The 21,960-nt window shown below is 62.0% G+C and carries 20 protein-coding genes and 1 pseudogene; 11 read left to right on the top strand and 10 right to left on the bottom strand.

Annotation, left to right across the window (positions count from 1 at the left end):
* Positions 1–171: 171 nt before the first annotated feature.
* Positions 172–447 (bottom strand): polyhydroxyalkanoic acid system family protein, encoded by a 276-nt coding sequence (locus AB4O16_RS18255; RefSeq protein ID WP_015093124.1) that lies wholly within the window; start codon positions 445–447, stop codon positions 172–174.
* Between the two features lie 155 nt (positions 448–602).
* Between AB4O16_RS18255 and ubiE the strand changes: the two genes are divergently transcribed.
* The 11 genes and pseudogenes from ubiE (at position 603) to AB4O16_RS18200 (ending at position 8,690) form a co-directional block, all read left to right on the top strand.
* Positions 603–1,373, top strand: coding sequence for a bifunctional demethylmenaquinone methyltransferase/2-methoxy-6-polyprenyl-1,4-benzoquinol methylase UbiE (ubiE, locus tag AB4O16_RS18250; RefSeq protein ID WP_007989286.1), 771 nt, complete (start codon positions 603–605; stop codon positions 1,371–1,373).
* Positions 1,373–1,996 carry a ubiquinone biosynthesis accessory factor UbiJ gene (locus AB4O16_RS18245; RefSeq protein ID WP_160390645.1) on the top strand — a complete coding sequence of 208 codons (624 nt, stop codon included), beginning with the start codon at positions 1,373–1,375 and terminating at the stop codon, positions 1,994–1,996. Before ubiE ends, AB4O16_RS18245 begins: the two co-directional genes overlap by 1 nt.
* Positions 1,993–3,597, top strand: coding sequence for a ubiquinone biosynthesis regulatory protein kinase UbiB (gene ubiB / locus AB4O16_RS18240; RefSeq protein WP_160390646.1), 1,605 nt, complete (start codon positions 1,993–1,995; stop codon positions 3,595–3,597). Before AB4O16_RS18245 ends, ubiB begins: the two co-directional genes overlap by 4 nt.
* 81 nt (positions 3,598–3,678) lie before the next feature.
* Positions 3,679–4,080, top strand: coding sequence for a phosphoribosyl-AMP cyclohydrolase (gene hisI / locus AB4O16_RS18235; protein WP_460155474.1), 402 nt, complete (start codon positions 3,679–3,681; stop codon positions 4,078–4,080).
* On the top strand, positions 4,073–4,405 hold the full coding sequence (locus AB4O16_RS18230; RefSeq protein WP_007899279.1) for a phosphoribosyl-ATP diphosphatase: 333 nt from the start codon (positions 4,073–4,075) through the stop codon (positions 4,403–4,405). Before hisI ends, AB4O16_RS18230 begins: the two co-directional genes overlap by 8 nt.
* A gap of 25 nt (positions 4,406–4,430) precedes the next feature.
* Positions 4,431–4,703 carry a twin-arginine translocase TatA/TatE family subunit gene (locus tag AB4O16_RS18225; protein WP_007989280.1) on the top strand — a complete coding sequence of 91 codons (273 nt, stop codon included), beginning with the start codon at positions 4,431–4,433 and terminating at the stop codon, positions 4,701–4,703.
* Positions 4,704–4,713: 10 nt separating this feature from the next.
* Positions 4,714–5,166: a Sec-independent protein translocase protein TatB gene (gene tatB / locus AB4O16_RS18220; RefSeq protein WP_160390648.1), complete on the top strand. Its 453-nt coding sequence runs from the start codon at positions 4,714–4,716 to the stop codon at positions 5,164–5,166.
* Positions 5,163–5,957 carry a twin-arginine translocase subunit TatC gene (gene tatC / locus AB4O16_RS18215; RefSeq protein ID WP_103397258.1) on the top strand — a complete coding sequence of 265 codons (795 nt, stop codon included), beginning with the start codon at positions 5,163–5,165 and terminating at the stop codon, positions 5,955–5,957. Before tatB ends, tatC begins: the two co-directional genes overlap by 4 nt.
* On the top strand, positions 5,954–6,661 hold the full coding sequence (locus AB4O16_RS18210) for a 16S rRNA (uracil(1498)-N(3))-methyltransferase (RefSeq protein WP_460155473.1): 708 nt from the start codon (positions 5,954–5,956) through the stop codon (positions 6,659–6,661). Before tatC ends, AB4O16_RS18210 begins: the two co-directional genes overlap by 4 nt.
* 112 nt (positions 6,662–6,773) lie before the next feature.
* Positions 6,774–7,835, top strand: a pseudogene (locus AB4O16_RS18205) (methyl-accepting chemotaxis protein); the annotation flags it as partial.
* Positions 7,818–8,690 carry a methyl-accepting chemotaxis protein gene (locus tag AB4O16_RS18200; protein ID WP_460158071.1) on the top strand — a complete coding sequence of 291 codons (873 nt, stop codon included), beginning with the start codon at positions 7,818–7,820 and terminating at the stop codon, positions 8,688–8,690. The pseudogene AB4O16_RS18205 and the gene AB4O16_RS18200, both read left to right, overlap by 18 nt.
* A 241-nt stretch (positions 8,691–8,931) precedes the next feature.
* Here AB4O16_RS18200 and mdoH read toward each other — a convergent pair whose 3' ends face one another.
* The 9 genes from mdoH to AB4O16_RS18155 all read right to left on the bottom strand — a co-directional run bounded on the left by mdoH (position 8,932) and on the right by AB4O16_RS18155 (position 21,945).
* Positions 8,932–11,502 carry a glucans biosynthesis glucosyltransferase MdoH gene (gene mdoH / locus AB4O16_RS18195; RefSeq protein ID WP_160390650.1) on the bottom strand — a complete coding sequence of 857 codons (2,571 nt, stop codon included), beginning with the start codon at positions 11,500–11,502 and terminating at the stop codon, positions 8,932–8,934.
* A complete protein-coding gene (locus tag AB4O16_RS18190) occupies positions 11,495–13,309 on the bottom strand; it encodes a glucan biosynthesis protein G (protein ID WP_160390651.1) in 1,815 nt (604 codons plus the stop codon). The genes mdoH and AB4O16_RS18190 overlap by 8 nt, the downstream gene beginning before the upstream one ends.
* A gap of 321 nt (positions 13,310–13,630) precedes the next feature.
* Complete coding sequence (gene dtd, locus AB4O16_RS18185; RefSeq protein ID WP_015093112.1) at positions 13,631–14,068, bottom strand: D-aminoacyl-tRNA deacylase; 438 nt, start codon at positions 14,066–14,068, stop codon at positions 13,631–13,633.
* A complete protein-coding gene (gene pip, locus AB4O16_RS18180) occupies positions 14,065–15,036 on the bottom strand; it encodes a prolyl aminopeptidase (RefSeq protein ID WP_103397252.1) in 972 nt (323 codons plus the stop codon). Before pip ends, dtd begins: the two co-directional genes overlap by 4 nt.
* Before the next feature lie 201 nt (positions 15,037–15,237).
* Positions 15,238–16,041 carry an N-formylglutamate deformylase gene (gene hutG, locus AB4O16_RS18175; protein WP_460155472.1) on the bottom strand — a complete coding sequence of 268 codons (804 nt, stop codon included), beginning with the start codon at positions 16,039–16,041 and terminating at the stop codon, positions 15,238–15,240.
* Between the two features lie 10 nt (positions 16,042–16,051).
* Complete coding sequence (hutI, locus tag AB4O16_RS18170) at positions 16,052–17,257, bottom strand: imidazolonepropionase (RefSeq protein WP_460155471.1); 1,206 nt, start codon at positions 17,255–17,257, stop codon at positions 16,052–16,054.
* 17 nt (positions 17,258–17,274) lie between these two features.
* Positions 17,275–18,681 (bottom strand): amino acid permease, encoded by a 1,407-nt coding sequence (locus tag AB4O16_RS18165; RefSeq protein ID WP_460155470.1) that lies wholly within the window; start codon positions 18,679–18,681, stop codon positions 17,275–17,277.
* Between the two features lie 88 nt (positions 18,682–18,769).
* Positions 18,770–20,302 (bottom strand): histidine ammonia-lyase, encoded by a 1,533-nt coding sequence (gene hutH, locus AB4O16_RS18160; RefSeq protein ID WP_460155469.1) that lies wholly within the window; start codon positions 20,300–20,302, stop codon positions 18,770–18,772.
* Positions 20,303–20,421: 119 nt separating this feature from the next.
* Positions 20,422–21,945: an HAL/PAL/TAL family ammonia-lyase gene (locus AB4O16_RS18155; protein ID WP_460155468.1), complete on the bottom strand. Its 1,524-nt coding sequence runs from the start codon at positions 21,943–21,945 to the stop codon at positions 20,422–20,424.
* Positions 21,946–21,960 lie beyond the last annotated feature (15 nt).

Below are 21,960 nucleotides of genomic sequence, written 5' to 3'. Positions count from 1 at the left end.
AAACGGCACCCTAACAAATGACATAAACAGCAAGCAGGGCAAACACGAAACCTGTGGGAGCGGGGCTTGCCCGCGATGACGGTGGGTCATCCAATAAAGATGCTGGATGTGCCGACCTCATCGCGGGCAAGCCCGCTCCCACAGGGACCTCATTTCATGGGAAGCACCTGATCAGACCAGCGCTTTATCCAGCGCCTTCTCGATTTCCGCCTTGATCATGCCGCTCATGGCCGACATCATCAGGCCCAGCTCCACGTCGACCTTGATCGAATCTTCACTGACATGCACCGCGCCCTTCACACCCGAGCGCTTGAGGTTCAGGGTGTCGCCGGACCACTGCGGCTCCAGGCCATATTGATCGGACAGTTTCTGCGCCAGCTTGTCGGCCTTCTCGCGAGCTGCTTCCTTACCCAGGCCATGGGCACGTTCAACACTAATACGGGCCATCGAATGACTCCTGCTTTATGGATGCTTTCCCCAGGCATCTTGACCTCTGCTGCGTCAAAACGTCCCGATGGTTGCCCATCTTACCTTCAGCCTTGCCAAGACAAAGCATGCCTTGGGGATTAGAATGTCGCGCATTCTCTTTTGGTGACAGCGATATGACTGATCAGCGCAAAGGCAGCGATGCCGAACCCACCACTCACTTCGGCTTCAAAAACGTTCCGGAAAGCCAGAAAGCGGAAAAAGTCGCTGAGGTTTTCCACTCGGTAGCCGCCAAGTACGACCTGATGAACGACCTTCTGTCGGGCGGCATGCACCGTCTGTGGAAGCGCTTCGCGATCGAACTGTCGGGTGTGCGCACCGGTAACCGCGTGCTGGATATCGCCGGCGGCACCGGCGACCTGACCCGCAAGTTCTCGCACCTGGTAGGCCCGACCGGCCAGGTGGTGTTGGCCGACATCAACGAATCCATGCTCAAGGTCGGTCGTGACCGCCTGCTGGACCTCGGTGTCGCCGGCAACGTCGAATTCGTCCAGGCCGATGCGGAAAAACTGCCTTTCCCGGACAACCATTTCGACTGCGTGACCATCGCCTTCGGCCTGCGCAACGTGACCCACAAGGAAGATGCCCTGCGCTCCATGCTGCGCGTGCTCAAGCCGGGCGGCCGTCTGCTGGTGCTGGAATTCTCCAAGCCGACCAACGCGCTGATGTCCAAGGCCTACGACGCCTACTCGTTCGCCTTCATGCCGCTGATGGGCAAGCTGATCACCAACGACTCGGAAAGCTATCGCTACCTGGCCGAATCGATCCGCATGCACCCGAACCAGGAAACCCTGAAGTCGATGATGGTCGAGGCCGGTTTCGACCGCGTGACCTATCACAACATGACCGCAGGCATCGTTGCCCTGCACCGCGGCATCAAGCCCTGATGCTGCTCGCCGGCCTGCTCGCCAGCGTTGAACTCGGCCTGAACCGGGTGCTGCGTCTCGACAGCACGGCGCTGCCGCGGCTCGCGCATCTGACCGGCAAGGTGATTGCCGTCGATTGCCGCAGCCCGGCGCTGCAACTGTTCATCCTGCCCAGCGACGAAGGCCTGATGCTCGCCTCCCAGTGGGAAACCGGCGCCGACTGCACCTTGCGTGCACCGGCCTCGAGCCTGCTGAAGCTGGCCATGAGCAAGGACAAGACCTCGGTCCTGCATGCTCCTGAAGTCGAACTCGACGGTGACAGCGGCGTGCTGCTGGAACTGGCGGCGATCCTCCAGGACCTCGAACTGGACTGGGAGTACGAACTCGCACGCGTGCTTGGGCCGGTGGCCACGCAACTGGTCGGCGGTCACCTGCGCAGCCGCGCCCGTTGGTATCAGCAAGGATTTGCCAGCCTGGGCCAGAACCTGGGCGAATACCTGGCCGAAGAATCGCGCACCCTCGTCGGCCAGCGCGAAGCCGAAGCCCGATTCAGTGAACTGGACCAGATCAAGCTTGATCTGGAACGTCTCGAGGCGCGTTTCGAGCGCCTTTCCCGATCCCTCGACCCAAGCGATAACGCATGAAGCTGCTTGCCGTCCGCCGTTTGTTGCGCATCCAGCGCGTCGTGATCCGCTACCGCCTCGATGACCTGCTGTTCGCCCTGCCGCTGCCCTGGTTCTTGCGGGCGCTGCGTTATGTGCTGCCGTGGCGCTGGTTCCCGCGCAAGACCCTGGACCTGAGCCGTGGCGCGCGCTTGCGCCTGGCGCTGCAGGACCTTGGACCGATCTTCATCAAGTTCGGGCAGATCCTGTCCACCCGCCGCGACCTGTTGCCTGAAGACATCGCCGATGAGCTGATGAAGCTGCAGGACCGCGTCCCGCCGTTCGATTCGCAAGTGTCGGTCAACCTGATCGAAGAACAGCTCGGCAAGAAAATCAGCGAAGTGTTCAGCCGTTTCGACGTTGAACCGCTGGCATCGGCGTCGGTGGCACAGGTGCATGCCGCGCAACTGAAAACCGGCGAAGAAGTGGTGGTCAAGGTGATCCGCCCGGGCCTCAAGCCGGTGATTGCCCAGGACCTGGCGTGGTTGTTCATCCTCGCCGGTGCCGCCGAAAAACTCTCGGCCGATGCGCGCCTGCTGCACCCGGTGGACGTGGTCAGCGACTACGAAAAAACCATCTACGACGAGCTCGACCTGCTGCGCGAGGCGGCCAATGCCAGCCAGTTGAAGCGCAACTTCGAAGGCTCGCCGCTGCTGTACGTGCCGCAAGTCTATTGGGACTGGTGCCGGCCGAAAGTGCTGGTGATGGAGCGTATCTACGGCATCCAGGTCACGGATCTCGCGACCCTGGCCGACCAGCGCACCGACATGAAAATGCTCGCCGAGCGTGGCGTGGAGATCTTCTTCACCCAGGTGTTCCGCGACAGCTTTTTCCATGCCGATATGCACCCGGGCAACATCTTCGTCAGCACCGTGAATCCGTGGAGCCCGCAGTACATTGCGATCGACTGCGGCATCGTCGGCAGCCTGACCCCGGAAGACCAGGATTACCTGGCGCGCAACCTGTTCGCCTTCTTCAAGCGCGATTACCGGCGCGTGGCGCAGTTGCACATCGATTCGGGCTGGGTGCCGGCGGAAACCAAACTCAACGAATTCGAAGCGGCGATCCGTACCGTGTGCGAGCCGATCTTCGAAAAACCGTTAAAAGATATTTCCTTCGGCCAGGTGCTGATGCGCCTGTTCCAGACCGCGCGGCGCTTCAACATGGAAGTGCAGCCGCAGTTGGTCCTGCTGCAAAAAACCCTGTTGAACATCGAAGGCCTGGGCCGTCAGCTGTACCCGGACCTCGACCTGTGGAACACCGCGCAACCGTTCCTCGAGCGCTGGATGCGCGAGCGGGTCAGCCCCAAAGCCCTGCTCGGCAACGTGCAGAGCCAGTTCGAACAGCTCCCGCACCTGGCCAACATGGCCCGCGACCTGCTCGAACGCATGTCCCAGCCCCATGCCTACGACCCGCCGCCACCTTGGCATCGACGCCGCGACGAGTGGTTCCTGCGCCTGCTCGGCACGGCGCATCTGGCCGGTGGCGCGATCCTCGCCGCTGGCGGTCCGCTGAACCAGTTGGCGTATTGGCCGGCCGGCATCATGATGGCCGTCGGTTTGTATCTGGTCGTTCGCCGATAGCCAGTTGTGTTGCGCACTGGCACACTGTTTCAACGCCTGAGCTCGGCTATTGAAGTGTCGAGCCCGCTGTCGGAGTCAAAGATGAAAAACTGGCTGGACGAGATCAAGTGGGACGCAGATGGCCTGGTGCCGGCGATTGCCCAGGATCACAAGACCGGGCGCGTCCTGATGATGGCCTGGATGAACCGCGAAGCACTGCAACTGACCGCTGCCGAGAACCGCGCAATCTACTGGTCGCGCTCGCGTGGCAAGCTGTGGCGCAAGGGCGAAGAGTCCGGGCATGTGCAGACCCTGCACGAGATGCGCCTGGACTGTGACGCCGACGTCATCATCCTGATGGTCGAGCAGATCGGCGACATCGCCTGCCATACCGGCCGCCAGAGCTGCTTCTACCGCGTTTACGAGAACGGCGACTGGACAACCGTCGACCCGATCCTCAAAGATCCGCACGCCATCTATTCCGCAGGACATAAACATGAGTGACACTCTCACCCGCCTGGCCCAGGTGCTGGAAGAGCGCAAAGGCGCCGCCGCCGACAGCTCGTATGTCGCCAGCCTGTACCACAAGGGCCTGAACAAGATTCTGGAAAAAGTCGGCGAAGAGTCGGTCGAAACCATCATTGCCGCCAAGGACGCCGCCATCAGCGGCGACTGCAGCGATGTGATCTACGAAACCGCCGATCTGTGGTTCCACAGCATGGTCATGCTCGCCCAGTTGGGGCAGCATCCACAGGCTGTACTCGATGAACTGGACCGTCGTTTCGGTCTCTCCGGACACGCCGAGAAAGCCTCGCGCCCGTCCGCCTGAATAACTATTAGAGAGGAGCAGCAGCATGGGCATTTTTGACTGGAAACACTGGATCGTCATCCTGGTCGTCGTGGTACTGGTGTTCGGCACCAAGAAACTGAAAAACCTCGGCACCGACGTCGGCGAATCGATCAAGGGCTTCAAGAAAGCCATGAACGACGACGAAAAACCGGCCGACCCGAATGCGACCCCGGCCCAACCGGTACCACCGGTGCAGCCACAGGCTTCCGTGAACCAGCCGCACACCATCGACGTGCAGGCCCAGAAAGTCGAAGAGCCGATTCGCAAAGACGTGTGAGCACTGACTAATGTTTGGTATCAGCTTCTCTGAACTGCTGCTCGTCGGCCTCGTCGCCCTGCTGGTGCTGGGCCCCGAGCGCCTGCCGGGCGCTGCGCGCACCGCCGGCCTGTGGGTCGGGCGCCTGAAGCGCAGCTTCAACGCAATCAAACAGGAAGTTGAACGTGAAATCGGTGCCGACGAGATTCGTCGGCAACTGCACAACGAGCACATCCTGTCGCTTGAGCAGGAGGCGCGGAAAATCTTCACGCCAGTCCAGCAGGAGCCAACGCCGGTGGAGCATGTGGGCGCGCAGACGATTCATGCGCCTGCCGCTGCCGCCGAGCCGACACCTGCTCCCGTTGTCGTGCCGGTCGAACCTGCGCCTGTTGTTGCAGCCACTCCGGTTGAACCTGTTGCACCTGCGGCTGCGCCCGTTGCGCCGGCCCCTCATGACCCAACACTGCCGCCGCGAGCCCCATGAGCGATCTTCCTGAAAACGACCAGCACATGCCGCTGGTTTCGCACCTCACCGAGCTGCGTACCCGACTGCTGCGCTGCGTAGCGGCGATCTTCATCATCTTTGCCGGGCTGTTCGCCTTCACCCAGCAGATCTACACCTTCGTCTCGACTCCGTTGCGTGCGTACCTGCCCGCCGGCGCGACGATGATTGCCACCGATGTGTCGTCACCGTTCCTGACGCCACTGAAGCTGACGATGATGGTCTCGCTGTTCCTGGCCATCCCGGTGATCCTGCATCAGATCTGGGGTTTCATCGCCCCGGGCCTGTACAAGCATGAAAAACGCATCGCCGTGCCCTTGCTGGTTTCCAGCATCTTTCTGTTCTACGCCGGCATGGCCTTCGCCTACTTCCTGGTGTTCCCGCTGATTTTCAAGTTCTTCGCCGCCGCCACCCCGGCCGGTGTGGAAATGATGACCGACATCACCAGCTACCTCGATTTCGTCATGACGCTGTTCTTCGCCTTTGGCGTGGCGTTCGAAATCCCGGTGGCCGTGGTGCTGCTGGTGTGGATCGGCGTGGTCGACGTCAAATACCTGAAGAAGATCCGCCCGTACGTGATCATCGGCTGCTTCGTGGTCGGCATGATCCTGACCCCGCCGGACATCTTCTCGCAGACCCTGCTGGCAGTGCCGATGTGGCTGTTGTTCGAGATCGGCATCCTGTTTGGCAGCCTGATCAGCAAACGTGGCGAGCATCCGGACGACCAACCGGCTGACGATCACAACGACCAGCCGCCAGCGACCCAAGCGTGAACCTGCTGCTCCTTGAAGAGGCCGATTTCATTGCGGCCGACCGGGTGGTCCTGCGTGATCGCCGCTTGACCCACATGCAGGAAGTCCACCGCTGCGAAGTCGGCGACAGCATGCGCGTCGGGCGGATCGGCGGGTTGATGGGCTCGGCCGAAGTGCTGCGCCTGGACGCCGACGAAGCGGAATTGCGCGTCACCCTCGACCAGCCACCACCGGCCAAGCTGCCATTGACCCTGGTATTGGCCCTGCCACGCCCCAAGATGCTGCGCAGGGTGTTTCAGACCGTGGCCGCCATGGGAGTGCCACGGATCGTGCTGGTCAACAGCTATCGCGTCGAGAAGAGCTTCTGGCAAACGCCGTTTCTGGAGCCGGAAGCGATTCGCGAGCAGTTGATCCTCGGCCTCGAACAGGCGCGGGACAGCGTACTGCCGGAAGTGGTCATCGAGAAACGCTTCAAGCCGTTCGTCGAAGACCGTTTGCCGGCGATCACCGAGGGCACCCTCGGCCTGGTGGGGCACCCGGGCAACTACCCGCCCTGCCCTCGCGCCTTGAGTGAACCCGTGACCCTGGCCATCGGCCCCGAGGGCGGCTGGATTCCCTACGAGATCGACCTGCTGGGCAAGTCCGGCCTGCAACCGGTGCAACTGGGCGAGCGCATCCTGCGCGTCGAAACCGCCGTGACTGCGCTGCTGGCACGACTTTTCTAAACTCCTCGCCACAGATCACCACACATCTGAAAAATCCTGTGCACCTATAGATCCACACAGCTCTGCCGATACACCCCCCATAAAACCAAATTGTGGGACGGGGAGTTTCAGCATGTATCAATGGCTAGCCGAGAATCTGGGAAACGTCAGCGTCAAGCGCAAACTGGGGATCGGCTTCGGTCTGGTGCTGCTGCTGACCCTGCTGATCACCTTCACTGGCTGGAGCGGCCTGAACGGCGTGACTAGCCGTGGCGACAAGCTGGGGTTCATCGCCAGCCTAAACGACCTGACCAAGGACCTGCGCATTGCACGCCTGGATTACGAGATGCGTCGCGGCGAACAAGGTCCCGGCGCCGTCAATGACCTGCTGGGCAAGCTCGAAAGCGGTCTGCAGACCGCTCGCGGGCTGATCGAGCAACCGGCGGATACGGCCATGGTCGATCAACAACTGGCCGCTGTCGCCGAGTACCGTCGTGCATTCGGCGACATGACCCAGGCCGGCGCCCACCGCGAAGACGCGCGCAGCAAACTCGGCGCCACCGCCGACAATGCCGTGGCCCGCGTTGCCGAAGTGGAAAAATCCATGCTGCAAGGCGAGAGCGTGACGGCGTTCAACAGCGTGATCGATCTGAGCAAACTGATCCAGCAGGCGCGCTTCCAGGTTCGCGGCTACACCTACAGCGGCAAGAGCGAAGCCGAACAACCGGCCCTCGACGCGATCGACAATGCCCTGAAGAACCTCGAAAGCCTGCCGGCCAAACTGCCTGAAGAACACATCGCCAACCTGCAGCAGGCGACCGACTCGCTGAAAGCCTATCGCCTCGCCGTCAGCCAGTTCCGCGACTCCCAGGTGGCCAGCGCCAAGGCCCTGGTGCGCATGGCTGCCCAAGGCGACATCCTGCTGGACATGAGCCAGAAACTCACCGCCTCGCAAACCCTGGTGCGTGACGCCGTTGCCGCCAACGCCAGGAACATGCTGACCCTCGCCACGCTGCTGGCCATCGCTTTCGGCCTGCTGGCCGCCTGGGCGATCACCCGGCAGATCATCATTCCGTTGAACCAGACCCTGGCCGTCGCTGAACGCGTCGCCAGTGGCGACCTGACCCACAACCTGACCTCGAAGCGCCGCGACGAGCTTGGCCAGTTGCAGCGTGCCATGCAGAGCATGACCCAAGGCTTGCGTGAACTGATCGGCGGCATCAGCGATGGTGTCACGCAGATCGCCAGTGCTGCCGAAGAGCTGTCCGCCGTGACCGAGCAGACCAGCGCCGGGGTCAATAGCCAGAGGGTCGAGACCGATCAGGTCGCGACCGCCATGAACGAAATGGCCGCCACCGTGCAGGAAGTTGCGCGCAACGCCGAAGAGGCCTCGGAAGCCGCCGTCGCCGCCGACCAGCAGGCCCGTGAGGGCGACAAGGTGGTCGGCGAAGCCATCGCCCAGATCGAACGCCTGGCCGCGGAAGTCGGCCACTCCACCGAAGCCATGGGCGAGCTCAAGCGCGAAAGCGACAAGATCGGCAGCGTGCTCGACGTGATCAAGTCCGTGGCCCAGCAAACCAATCTGCTGGCGCTCAACGCGGCGATTGAAGCCGCCCGCGCCGGTGAAGCCGGGCGTGGTTTTGCCGTGGTGGCCGACGAAGTTCGCAGCCTGGCCCAGCGCACCCAGAAGTCCACGGAAGAGATCGAAGAGCTGATCGTCGGCCTGCAAAACGGCACCCAGCAAGTCTCGGCCATCATGGACAACAGTCGCATCCTGACCGACAGCAGTGTCGAACTGACCCGACGCGCCGGCGGCTCGCTGGAAAGCATCACCCGCACCGTCTCGGCGATTCAGGCGATGAACCAGCAGATCGCCGCTGCCGCCGAACAGCAAAGCGCCGTGGCCGAAGAGATCAACCGCAGCGTGCTGAACGTGCGCGATGTGTCGGACCAGACCTCGGCAGCCAGTGAAGAGACCGCCGCCTCCAGCGTCGAGCTGGCGCGGCTGGGGACGCATCTGCAGATGCTGGTGGGCAAGTTCAGGGTTTAAGGTGATTCACATGCCTCGGTGCACTTGAAACTGAGGCGATGCCTTCGCGGGCAAGCCCGCTCCCACAAAATTTCCGGTGTTCATGCGGTTTGTGTAACACCACCGAACCTTGTGGGAGCGGGCTTGCCCCGGGCGGCGTTCCGACGATGGCGTCCGACCAGACGCTGCTGTTACAGAGTCTGATGCAAGCTCAAGAACAATCTTGAAGCCATAAAAAAACCCGCTTTCGCGGGTTTTTTCATTACGCCATCTGAGGCTGTACGCTCATCGGCTTGAGCGGTAACAGCGGGGCATGGGGGTCGGCATTGACCGACTTGCGCCATGCGCCCAGCCACTCGGCGTGACCTTCGCTCCAGACCTGCTCGTGCAGGCGAGCCAAGGCAACCGGATCACTCAGCAGTTGCACTTTCTCGTTGTTGGTCAGGCCTTCAGGTCCGACCTTCATCGCGTGCCGCACCCGCTCGATCCGCAGCCATTCGATCGGCTCGGCCTGATTGTGCCGGGAGGTCGCCAACGAGCACGCCAGGGCGTTCTGCTGTGGGTCGACCACCGAACGGACGAAGCCGTCGTTCAGCGCGTGCCAGCGGTTTTCGTGGGTGTACTGGTCAGTGGCCAGCAATGCCTGCGGCGGATTGTATTCCTCAGGGATCAGGAACAGGCTCTCGTCACGGGACTTCAGGCCCAGGCCGACACGACTGGAGATCACCGACACCGGGATCGACAGCATCAGCGAACCGACGATCGGCACCAGCCACCACAGGAAGCTCGGGTTCAGCCAGATCACCAGCATGGCCCAGAAAAAGCCCAGCAGGGTTTGCGGACCATGGCGCTTGATCGCTTCGCTCCACGGCGTGGAGTCGTCGTCACGTTGCGGCGAGTTCCAGGTCGCGGCCCAGCCGAGGAACGCGGCGAGGACGAAACGGGTGTGGAAGATCATCCGCACCGGCGCCAGCAGCATGGAGAACAGCATCTCCAGCAGCATCGACAGGGTCACCTTGAACTTGCCGCCGAACTCTTTCGCGCCCTTGGCCCAGATCAGGATGATGCTCAACAGCTTCGGCAGGAACAGCAGCACGATGGTGGTCGAGAACAACGCAATCGCCTTGTCCGGGTGCCATTGTGGCCACAGCGGATAGAGCTGGCGCGGTTCGAGGAAGTACTGCGGCTCCATCAGCGTGTTGACCGCCAACAGCGCTGTCGACAACACCAGGAAGAAGAACCACAACGGTGCCGACAGGTAGGACATCACGCCGGTCAGGAACACCGCGCGGTGTACCGGGTGCATGCCCTTGACCAGGAACAGGCGGAAGTTCATCAGGTTACCGTGGCACCAGCGACGGTCACGCTTGAGTTCGTCCAGCAGGTTCGGCGGCAGTTCTTCATAGCTGCCCGGCAAGTCGTAGGCAATCCACACGCCCCAGCCGGCACGGCGCATCAACGCGGCTTCAACGAAGTCGTGGGACAGGATCGAGCCGGAGAACGCGCCTGTACCCGGCAACGGCGCCAGGGCGCAGTGGTCGATGAACGGCTTCATGCGGATGATCGCGTTGTGGCCCCAGTAGTGCGACTCGCCCAGTTGCCAGAAGTGCAGGCCGGCGGTGAACAGCGGGCCATACACGCGAGTGGCGAACTGCTGCATGCGCGCATACAGGGTGTCCATGCCCGACGCACGTGGCGCGGTCTGGATGATCCCGGCGTCCGGCGTGGCTTCCATCAGGCGCACCAGACTGGTCAGGCACTCGCCGCTCATCACGGAGTCAGCGTCGAGTACGACCATGTACTTGTAGTCGCCGCCCCAGCGACGGCAGAAGTCGTCGAGGTTGCCGCTTTTACGTTTTACGCGACGACGGCGGCGGCGATAGAAGATCTTGCCGAAGCCGCCGGCTTCGCGGCAGACGTCCAGCCAGGCCTGCTGCTCGGCAACACAGATATCGGCGTCGTTACTGTCGCTGAGGACGAAGAAGTCGAAACGATCCAGGTCACCCGTGGCCGCCACCGACTCGAAGGTCGCGCGCAGGCCGGCGAATACCCGGGGCACGTCTTCGTTGCAGATCGGCATCACCAGGGCGGTGCGTGCATCCTTCGGAATCGGCTCGTTGCCGGCACTTTTCCCGGAGATACGGTATTTATCGTGACCGGTGAGCAACTCGAGGAAGCCCATCAGAGCGGTCCAGAAACCGGCCGAGACCCAGCAGAACAGAATCCCGAACAGGATCAGGATGCTGGTCTGCAAGGCATACGGCAGCACTTGCGTGGCGGTTTGCAGCAGCGGTTGGTGCAGCACTTCGTTGAGGTCGACGAACGACCAGCCCTGGTACGGCATGATGCCTTTCATGTACCAGCCGGCGACGATGGTCTGGCCGAGCATCAGCAACAGCAGAATGTAGCGACGGATCGAACCAACGGTACGCCAGCGCGCAGCCGGCAGGACACGTTCGTCCTTCGGCGGCTTCGGCGGGTTGGTACGACCGGTCATCCGGCGCCAGCCACGCACCAGAATGTTGGTGCGCCACGGCTCCGGCACGACCTTGGTCCGCCGGATCGGCGGGGTCGCCTTGAGGCAGACCCGGCCGTTGGCGTCGAGCACCAGCATTTCCGCGTCCTGCAGCTCTTCGGCCGTGCTCAGGGTCAGGCGTTTGCCGACCGAAGCCTGGGCGGCTTCGGTCGGGGCGTCGAACGTCGAAGACGACAGGCGTTCGTGCAATTCGCTGAAAGACTGGCAGCCCGCGAGTTCCGCGCGCTGCTGGTCGGTCATCGGCAGATGCGCCAGATACTCCGAAAGAGTTTCTGGCCGTACTTGAGAGTTACTCATCGGCAGGCAACTGATAGCTCCAGGTCTCGGTCAGGACTTCTTCAGTCGGGGCCGATTCCGGTGTGGCTGGGGCCGCGTCGGCAGCGACAGGCTGCTTGGCGTCTGTATTGGCCTTGTCCTTGGCATCTGCAACAGGCTTGGCTTCGGCCTGCTTGGCTTCCGCTTGCTTGGCTTCCTTGTCCGCTTTCTCTTGTTGCTTGGCGGCGACCTTGTCGGCCTTGGCAACCGACGAGTTCGACGACGGAATCGACGTCTTGGCCAGGTCCGCAGGCACGATGTTCTGCACCAGCGCGGCACGCATCTCGGTGGACTTGCCCGGATCCTTGATCTTCATCCGCAGGGTCAGGCGCCAGCCCTTGGTTTCAGGGTTGTAGCGCACGCTGTTTTCCACCAGCTCGGCGTTGTCGCCGACGCTGACCTGGCTGCGAACTTCCGCATCGGCCGGCAATGCCGCCAGGGACGGGCCTTCGAAGTCCACCAGGTAGGCAACGCTGCCATCCGGCTGACGAATCAGGTTGGACTGCTTGACGTCACCGGTCGAACGCAGGGTCTGCTTGACCCAGGCGCTGTCCGGCGCGTGAATCGAGGCTTCATCCATGGTCCAGTGCATACGATAAGCGACATCGAGCGGCTGGCCGGGTTCCGGCAATTTTTCAGGGTTCCAGAAAGCAACGATGTTGTCGTTGGTTTCGTCGGCGGTCGGAATTTCGACCAGGTCGACCGTACCCTTGCCCCAATCACCCTTCGGCTCGATCCAGGCGCTTGGGCGCTTGTCGTAGCGGTCGTCGAGGTCTTCATAGTGGCTGAAGTCGCGACCACGCTGCAGCAGACCGAAGCCGCGCGGGTTCTCTACCGAGAAGTTGCTCACGGCCAGGTGTTTCGGGTTGTTCAGCGGACGCCAGATCCACTCGCCGTTGCCGGCATGGATCGCCAGGCCGCTGGAGTCGTGCAGCTCGCGACGGTAGTTGAGTACTTTCGACGGCTGGTTGGCGCCGAACAGGTACATGCTGGTCAACGGGGCGATACCCAGCTTGCCGACCTTGTCACGCAGGTACATCTGCGCCTTGACGTCGACGATGGTGTCGCTGCCCGGACGCAGGGTCAGGCGATAGGCGCCGGTGGCACGAGGAGAATCGAGCAGGGCGAAGATCACCAGGTGCTTGTCGCCTGGCTTGGGCTGCTGAATCCAGAACTCGCGGAAACGCGGGAATTCTTCGCCGGACGGCAATGCGGTATCCAGCGCCATGCCGCGAGCGGACAAACCATAGACGTGACCCTTGCCGACGACGCGGAAGTAGCTCGCGCCGAGCATGGTCATGATTTCGTCTTGCTTGTCGGCCTTGTTGATCGGGTACAGCACACGGAAACCGGCATAACCCAGTTGTTCAGTGGCCTTGGGATCGAACTGCATGTCGCCGAAGTCGAAACGACTCGGGTCGTATTTGATCTCTTCGACGGTGTTCGCCGTGATTTCGTTGATTTTCACCGGCGTATCGAAATGCATGCCCTGGTGATAGAAGGACAGCTTGAACGGCGTCTTCTGATCAGCCCACTCGGCTTTTTCCGTCAGAAAACGAATTTTCTGATAGTCCGCGAATTTCATGTCGCGGAACTCGTTCGGCAGGTTACTGCGCGGCGCTTCGTACTTCTGCGCGGCCAGCTCTTTTGCCTTGACCGATACATCGTCCAGACTGAATGCCCAAAGCTGGCCGGCGCTGAGCAGGCAGAGCAGTGCAGAGCCCGCTACCAGGGCGCTGCGTAACCGTTTGGCAGACAATTTTGGTGCGTTACAGGGACTAACAATCACGAGCAACCCTCGCCGAAAACAGATCAAAAAACCAACGGCCAGTTAAAGGGTCTGCACGGTGTACGGTATGAAAAAACCGCCCTTGCAAACCACTCTTGCCAAGTTGGCGAGCATTGTTCCGACTCCGCTGGGGCGAAATGATTCCCCAATCGGATCCAGACAAGTCTCTACCTAAGTCAAAATGGACCAACGAACGCTGATCCCCGTAGCGCGCGATTATCTAGCAGGCCGCGTTACAACGCATCAGGGGTAACAAAGTATTTATCGAGATAAAGCCCTGTTTTCAGTCGAAATGAGCCTAAAAACTTGTTTCAAGCGCTTTCAGGTCTGTAACAGGAAGGTTACCGGGCCATCATTGACCAGGTGCACCTGCATATCCGCGCCGAATCTACCTGATGCCACAGTGCCATGCACCTGTTTCGCTTTGCTTAATAGATAGTCGAACAACTCCTCTCCCAACGCCGGAGGGGCCGCCGTCGAGAAACCGGGACGCAGCCCGCTTCTGGTATCGGCAGCCAGGGTGAACTGAGAGACCAGCAGCAGCCCGCCGCCCACATCCGCCAGGGACAGATTCATCTTGCCCTCGGCGTCACTGAACACACGATAGTTAAGCAGCTTATTGAGAAGTTTGTCGGCGCTGGCCCGCGTGTCGTCGGGCTCCACCGCCACCAGGACGAGCAATCCCTGATCGACGGCACCCACGACCTCGCCCGCCACCTCGACTCGCGCGCCACGCACCCGTTGCAGCAGCCCCTTCATGCTTCGTCAGGCGCCAGATCGAGCAGACGTCGCGCCATCTGATCAGCGGCGCGGACCAGCGCGTCGGTGATGCCCGGCTCGGAAGCGGCATGTCCGGCGTCGCGGATGACCTGCAGTTCGCTGTTCGGCCAGGCTTGATGCAATTCCCAGGCATTGTCCAGCGGACAGATCACGTCATAACGGCCATGGATGATCACGCCGGGCAAATGGGCGATCTTGCCCATGTCGCGGATCAACTGGTTCGGCTCCAGGAAGGCGTTGTTGCTGAAGTAGTGGCATTCGATGCGGGCAATCGACAATGCACGCTGTGGCTCGGAGAAGCGGTCGACCACCAGCGGGTTCGGACGCAGGGTCGCGGTACGGCCCTCCCAGGTGGACCAGGCCTTGGCCGCATGCATCTGGGCAATCTGGTCGTTGCCGACCAGGCGTTTGTGGAACGCGGTCAGCAAATCGCCGCGCTCATCCAGCGGGATCGGCGCAATGTAGTCCTGCCAGTAATCGGGGAACAGACGGCTCGCGCCGGCCTGATAGAACCATTCGATCTCCTGCGGACGGCACAGAAAGATCCCGCGCAGGATAAGGCCGTGTACACGCTCAGGATGGGTTTGCGCATAAGCCAGCGCCAGGGTCGAACCCCAGGAGCCGCCAAACAGCACCCATTTGTCGATGCCCAGGTGCTGGCGGATTCGCTCGAGGTCGGCGACCAGATCCCAGGTGGTGTTGTTTTCCAGGCTGGCGTGTGGCGTGGAACGACCGCAGCCGCGCTGATCGAAAGTGACAATGCGATACAGATTGGGATCGAAGAAGCATCGACTCTGGGCATCACATCCGGCACCGGGGCCGCCGTGGATGAACACCACCGGCAAACCTTCCGGTGAACCGCTTTCGTCGACGTACAGGGTGTGGGTCGCATCGACGGCCAGATCGTGCCGGGCGTAAGGTTTGATCTGCGGGTACAAAGTCTGCATTGCGCGCTCCGTAAGGGGTCGAGGTCATCCCTGGGGGGACTTCTATTATTCTGCCGTGGGGCATCATAAACCCGAATTACGTCAATGAGCATGTACATGTAGGAGCGAGCCTGCTCGCGAAGAACGTGAGGACGCCGCTTTCATCCAGATAGCCCACGTCATCGTTAACGTCCATCGCGAGCAGGCTCGCTCCTACAGGCTTCAGTGCTTGTAGCGTTCCTGCCCCCAGGCGAGCAACCCTTGCAGCAACTCCTTCAACACCACCCGCGTCGGCTCCGCCAGGTCCGGGCGATAACGGAACGGCTCAAACTCTTCCATATAAGTGCACTGGCCCAATTCCAGTTGCACGGCGTGGATGTTCTCGGCCGGGTTGCCGTAATGGCGGGTGATGTGGCCGCCCTTGAAGCGTCCGTTCAACACGTGGGTGTAATTGTCGTGACGCGTGCAGATCGCTTCCAGTTGGGTCGCAAGTTGAGGGTCGCAACTGGCGCCATTGAAAGTGCCGAGGTTGAATTCGGGCAGCTTGCCGTCGAACAGGTGCGGAATGATCGAGCGGATCGAGTGCGCATCGAACAGCAGGGCGTAGCCGAACTCGGCTTTCAGGCGCGCCAGCTCGTTTTGCAGAGTGCTGTGATAAGGCGTCCAGACCTTTTCAAGATACGTGGCGCGCTCTTCTTTCGAAGGCTCCAAGCCCTCTCGGAACAACGGAATTCCGTCAAACAATGTCGCCGGATACAGGCCAGTGGTCGCGCCCACGTACAAAGGCTTGTCGTCGGACGGCCGGTTCAGGTCGATGACGAACCGCGAATACTCGGCGGCCAGGGTGCTGGCGCCCAGTTCGGCGGCGAAATCGTACAGCTGCGGGATGTGCCAGTCGGTGTCCGGCAGGCTTTTCGCGTCAGGGATCAATCCGGCTTCGACCGCCGGGGTCAGGCGCACACCGGCATGCGGCATGCTGATCAGCAGCGGTACGCGGCCTTGTTTGAAGTTCAGAACCTTATCCACAACTGCTCTCCTACAGATTTGTCTCGACGCCGTGGCGCACGACGCGTTTTTCCAGGTCACCGCCCAACCAGTACGACAGGTCGGCCGGACGATCGATTTGCCAGGCGACGAAGTCCGCGACCTTGCCGGCCTCCAGCGAGCCGTGCGTATCGGCCATGTCCAGCGCGGTAGCGGCGTGAATCGTGGCGCCAGCCAAGGCTTCTTCCGGGGTCATGCGGAAGCACGTGCAGGCCATGTTCAGCATCAGGCGCAACGACAGTCCGGGCGAGGTGCCGGGGTTGAGGTCGGTGGAAATGGCGATTTTCACACCGTGCTTGCGCAAGGCGTCCATCGGCGGCAATTGGGTTTCGCGCAGGAAGTAAAAGGCGCCGGGCAACAGCACCGCGACCGTGCCGGACTTGGCCATGGCGATGGCGTCGTCCTCGGTCATGAACTCCAGGTGATCGGCGGACAACGCGTGATAACGCGCCGCCAGGCTCGAGCCATGCAGCGACGACAACTGCTCGGCGTGCAGCTTCACTGGCAAACCCAGTTCCTGGGCGGTGATGAACACCCGCTCGACCTGCGCCGGGGAGAACGCCAGGTACTCGCAGAACGCGTCCACCGCATCGACCAGACCTTCGGCGGCCAGGGCCGGGAGCATGTCGGCGCAGATGTGATCGATGTAGTCATCGGCGCGGTCGGTGTATTCCGGCGGCAAGGCGTGGGCCGCCAGGCAAGTGCTGCGCACGCTGACCGGAAGCTCGGCACCAAGGCGTCGGATGACCCGCAGGGTCTTGCGTTCGTTGGCCAGGTCCAGACCGTAGCCGGATTTCATTTCGACCGTGGTCACACCATCACGCATCAGACTTTTCAGGCGCTTGGCGGCACTGGCGAACAGCTCATCTTCGCTGGCCGCGCGCGTGGCGCGCACGGTGCTGGCGATGCCGCCACCGCTGGCGGCGATTTCCGCGTAGCTGACGCCTTGCAGGCGCTTTTCGAATTCGCCGCTGCGGTTACCGCCGAACACCGTATGGGTGTGGCAGTCGATCAGGCCCGGCGTGACCCAGGCTCCTTGCAAATCGTTGACCAGCGGGTACTCGCCCGCCGGCAGGTCAGCGCGCGGGCCGACCCACTCAATGAGCGCACCTGACGTCACGATGGCCGCGTCCTCGATGATCGAGTAGACGCCTTGCGCCATGGTTGCGACGTGGCAGTGTTGCCAGAGAGTTTTCATCCGTGGCCTCCGTTAGGTTATCGATGAGAAAAAGTAGGGTCCTGCGTCACCAGGGCTGCCTGGCCCGCCGCCGGTTTCACCCACGTCAGGTAAGCCAGCACCAGCAACACGATCCAGACCACGCCGACAATCAGCGCTGCCTGGGTGTCCGGGAAGTAGCCCAGCACGCCGAAAATGAACAGCATGAAGGCAATCGCCGCCGCCGGCGCATAGGGCCAGAGCGGTACCGGGAATTTCAGTTGTGCCACCTGCTCGGCGCTCATGGAGCGGCGCATGGCCACTTGGGTCACCAGAATCATCAGCCAGACCCATACCGTGGCAAAGGTCGCGATGGACGCGATCAGCAGGAACACGTTTTCCGGGATCAAATAGTTCAGCAACACGCCCAGCAACAGCGCGGCACTCATCACCACGACCGTCATCCATGGCACGCCATTGCGCGACAGGCGGGCGAAGCCCTTGGGTGCATGGCCTTGCTGGGCCAGACCGAACATCATGCGGCCAGCGCCGAAGATGTCGCTGTTGATCGCCGAAATCGCCGCCGTGATCACCACGATATTTAGGATCGTGGCCGCCGAGCTGATCCCCAGCTTGTCGAAAATCTGCACGAACGGGCTGCCCTGGCTGCCGATCTGCTGCCATGGAAAGATCGACATCAGCACCAGCATCGTCAGCACGTAGAACAGCAGGATCCGCAACGGTACGGCATTGATCGCCCGGGGCAGCACGTGCTGCGGGTCCTTGGCTTCACCTGCCGTTACACCGATGATTTCGATACCGCCAAACGCAAACATCACCACCGCGAATGACGCGATCAGACCGCCCATGCCATTGGGCATGAAGCCGCCCTGGGTCCAGAGGTTACTGATGTCGGTCGCCTGGCCTGGGGCCGAGCTGATGCCGAACCACATGATGCCGAAACCGCCCAGGATCATCGCGACGATGGCCGCGACCTTGAGCAGCGACAGCCAGAACTCCATTTCACCGAAGACTTTGACGTTGCACAGGTTCAGGCCGCCGACGATGGAAACGACACCCAGCACCCAGATCCAGCGGGAAACCTCCGGGAACCAGAAGCCCATGTAGATACCGAATGCGGTGACATCGGCCATGCCGACGATGACCATTTCGAATGCGTAGGTCCAACCGAGGATGAAGCCCGCCATCGGTCCCAGATAGGTGCTGGCGTACTGGCCAAAGGAACCGGCCACCGGATTGTGCACCGCCATCTCACCGAGGGCGCGCATGACCATGAACACCGCCGCGCCACCGATCAGGTACGCAAGCAGGACCGCAGGCCCGGCCATTTGAATGGCCGAGGCAGAACCGTAAAACAGCCCGGTGCCGATTGCCGACCCCAGCGCCATGAAGCGAATATGTCGGGCAGAGAGCCCGCGTTTCAAACCCTTTTCAGACTGTTGCATTTCTCGTCCCTAATTATTGTTATTCGACGCAAAATCGAATCGCCGGCAAGCCGGCTCCTGTAGGAGCTGGCTTGCCAGCGAGGGGCCCTTACAGGCTAGGCAGCAACTTCGCCGCCACCAGCTCGTTCAGGCAACGCGAAGCCAACAGCTCAGTCGCCGCATTGATGTCCGGCGCGAAGAAGCGGTCCTTCTCGTAGAACGGCACTTCCTTACGCAGGATGGCACGGGCCTTTTCCAGTTTCGGCGAGGTCTTCAGGCCGTTGCGCAGGTCCAGGCCCTGAGCCGCCGCCAGCCATTCCACGGCGAGAATCCCACGGGTGTTCTCGGCCATTTCCCACAGACGCTTGCCCGCTGCCGGCGCCATCGACACGTGATCTTCCTGGTTGGCGGAAGTCGGCAGGCTGTCCACCGAATGCGGATGGGACAAGGCCTTGTTCTCGCTGGCCAGTGCCGCCGCGGTCACCTGGGCGATCATGAAGCCGGAGTTCACGCCACCGTTGGCCACCAGGAACGGCGGCAGTTGCGACATGTGCTTGTCCATCATCAGCGAGATACGGCGCTCGCTCAGCGAGCCGATTTCGGCGATGGCCAGGGCCATGTTGTCAGCGGCCATGGCCACCGGCTCGGCGTGGAAGTTGCCGCCGGAGATCACATCGCCTTCAGCGGCGAACACCAACGGGTTGTCCGAGACGGCGTTGGCTTCGATCGCCAGCACTTCGGCCGCTTGGCGGAACTGGGTCAGGCAGGCGCCCATCACTTGTGGCTGGCAGCGCAGGGAGTACGGGTCCTGGACCTTCTCGCAGTTTTCGTGGGAATCGGACACTTCGCTGCGCTCACCCAGCAGATCGCGATAAGCGGCGGCTGCGTCGATCTGGCCTTTCTGGCCTCGGGCGGCGTGGATGCGTGCGTCGAACGGCGAGCGCGAGCCCAGCACGGCTTCAACGGTCAGGCCGCCGAGGGCCAGGGCACCGGCGAACAGGTCTTCACCTTCGAACAGGCCACGCAGGGCAAACGCGGTGGATACCTGGGTGCCATTGAGCAGCGCCAGGCCTTCTTTCGCGGCCAGGGTCAGCGGGGTCAGACCGGCAACTTTCAGCGCTTCGGTGGCTTCCATCCACTCGCCTTTGTAGCGCGCCTTGCCCTCGCCCAGCAGCACCAGCGACATGTGCGCCAAAGGCGCCAGGTCACCGGAAGCACCGACCGAGCCTTTCAGTGGAATGTGCGGGTACACCTCAGCGTTGATCAGGGCGATCAGCGCGTCGATTACCACGCGGCGGATGCCGGAGAAACCACGGCTGAGGCTGTTGACCTTGAGCACCATGATCAAACGCACCAGCTCGTCGCTGATCGGCTGGCCGACGCCGGCGGCGTGGGACAACACCAGCGAGCGCTGCAGGTTTTCCAGGTCTTCGCTGGCGATGCGGGTCGAGGCCAGCAGGCCGAAACCGGTGTTGATGCCGTAGGCGGTGCGGTTCTCGGCGAGGATCTGTTCCACGCAGGCCACGCTGGCTTCGATCTGGGCCGAGGCGCTGTGGTCGAGGGTCAGCTTCACCGGCTGCTGATAGACGTCGCGCAGTTGGGCGAGGGTCAGTTGGCCGGGAATCAGGTTTAGCGCAGTCATTTTGTGCTCCTTTTGAGAGTTAGCTATTAACTAACCAGACGCTCCGGAGATGTCCGTTGTCCGTCGCTTCCCCCTTTATGAGGAGGGTGGCGCCTTGGCACGCTGGTTTTGTAGGGAAATCAGTGCAAATTCGGTAAGGCTTTCTGCAGCAAGACAGGGTCTTTCAGAACACTGGCAGCAGCGGCGATGTCGGGTGCCAGCCAACGGTCCTGGTCGTAGGCAGGAACTCGTTCACGCAGCAGACGCCAAGCGGTATCGGTGCCCGCGCCGAAGCGTTGTTCTTTCAGGAATTCAAATGCCTGGGCCGCGAGCAAATACTCGATGGCGAGGATCTGCGTGCAGTTTTCCAAGGCACGATGCAGCTTCAGCGCAGCGTTGGTGCCCAGGCTCAGGTGATCTTCCTGAAGGCCGGAAGTGACGTAGTTGTCGAGCACCGCCGGTTGCGCCAGTTGACGGTTTTCCGCACACAGCGAAGCGGCCACGTATTGCACGATCATCATCCCGGAGTTCACCCCCGGGTTGGCCACCAGGAACGCCGGCAGGCCGCTGACGTGCGGGTTGATCAAGCGATCCAGGCGACGCTCGGCGATGGAGCCGATTTCCGCCATGGCGATCGCCAGCAAATCCGCCGCCATTGCCACGGACTGACCATGAGGGTTGGCCTGGGACACCACGCGATAGTTGTCCGCGGTGCCCAGCACCAGCGGGTTGTCGGTGGCGCCGTTGAGTTCGGTTTCGATCTGCTTGATCGCGTGTACCAGTTGGTCGCGAGCGGCGCCGTGCACCTGTGGGATCGAGCGGATGCTCAGGGCATCCTGGGTGCGAATGCCTTTGCTCTGGGCGATCACTTCGCTGCCGTCGAGCAAGGCTCGCAGGTTGATCCCGACCTGTTGCATGCCCGGGTGCGGCTTGAGCGCGATGATCTCGGCATCGAACGCGTCGATCTGCCCGCGCTGGGCTTCGAAGCTCATCGCGCCGATCACGTCCGCCCATTCCAGCAGGCGCGTGGCATCGGCAATCGCCAGGCAGCTGAGGCCACTCATGCACGGCGTGCCGTTGACCAGGCACAAACCGTCCTTGGCACCGAGCTTGACTGGTTGCAGGCCTTCTTCGGCCAGCGCTTGCTGCGCGCAGATGATCTGACCGCGATAGCTGACATTGCCCACGCCCAGCAGCGCGATGCCGATGTGGGCCATGTGGGTCAGGTAGCCCACGGAACCCTGGGACGGCACCTGCGGGGTGATGCCCCGGTTGAGCAGCGCCAGCAGCGCTTCGACGACCTGGCGGTGCAGGCCGGATTTGCCGTGGCTGTAGTTGACGACGGCGGCGCACATGATCGAGCGGGTCTGCTCGTTGGTCAGTGGGGCGCCGACGCCACAGGCGTGGCTGAGCAAGGTGTTGCGCGACAACTGGCTGAGTTGTTCGTCCTGCAGCGAGACGTTGCACAGCGCGCCCAGGCCGGTGTTGATGCCGTAGGCACGTTCGCCGCTGGTGACGATGCGCTGGACGATCGCCTGCGCGTTTTCGATGCGCGCCCAGATCGGCGCCGACAGCTCGAGCTGTGCGCCATGACGAGCAACGGCGACCACATCCTGCCAACTGACCTGCGCCTCGGTGATAACGATTTTTTCAGCCTGGGACATCTTCAACCTCATCCA

This window comes from Pseudomonas sp. S2_H10, assembly GCF_054668285.1.
Note: the sequence above shows the minus strand (reverse complement) of the source record. Positions and strands in the feature narration are given on the sequence as shown.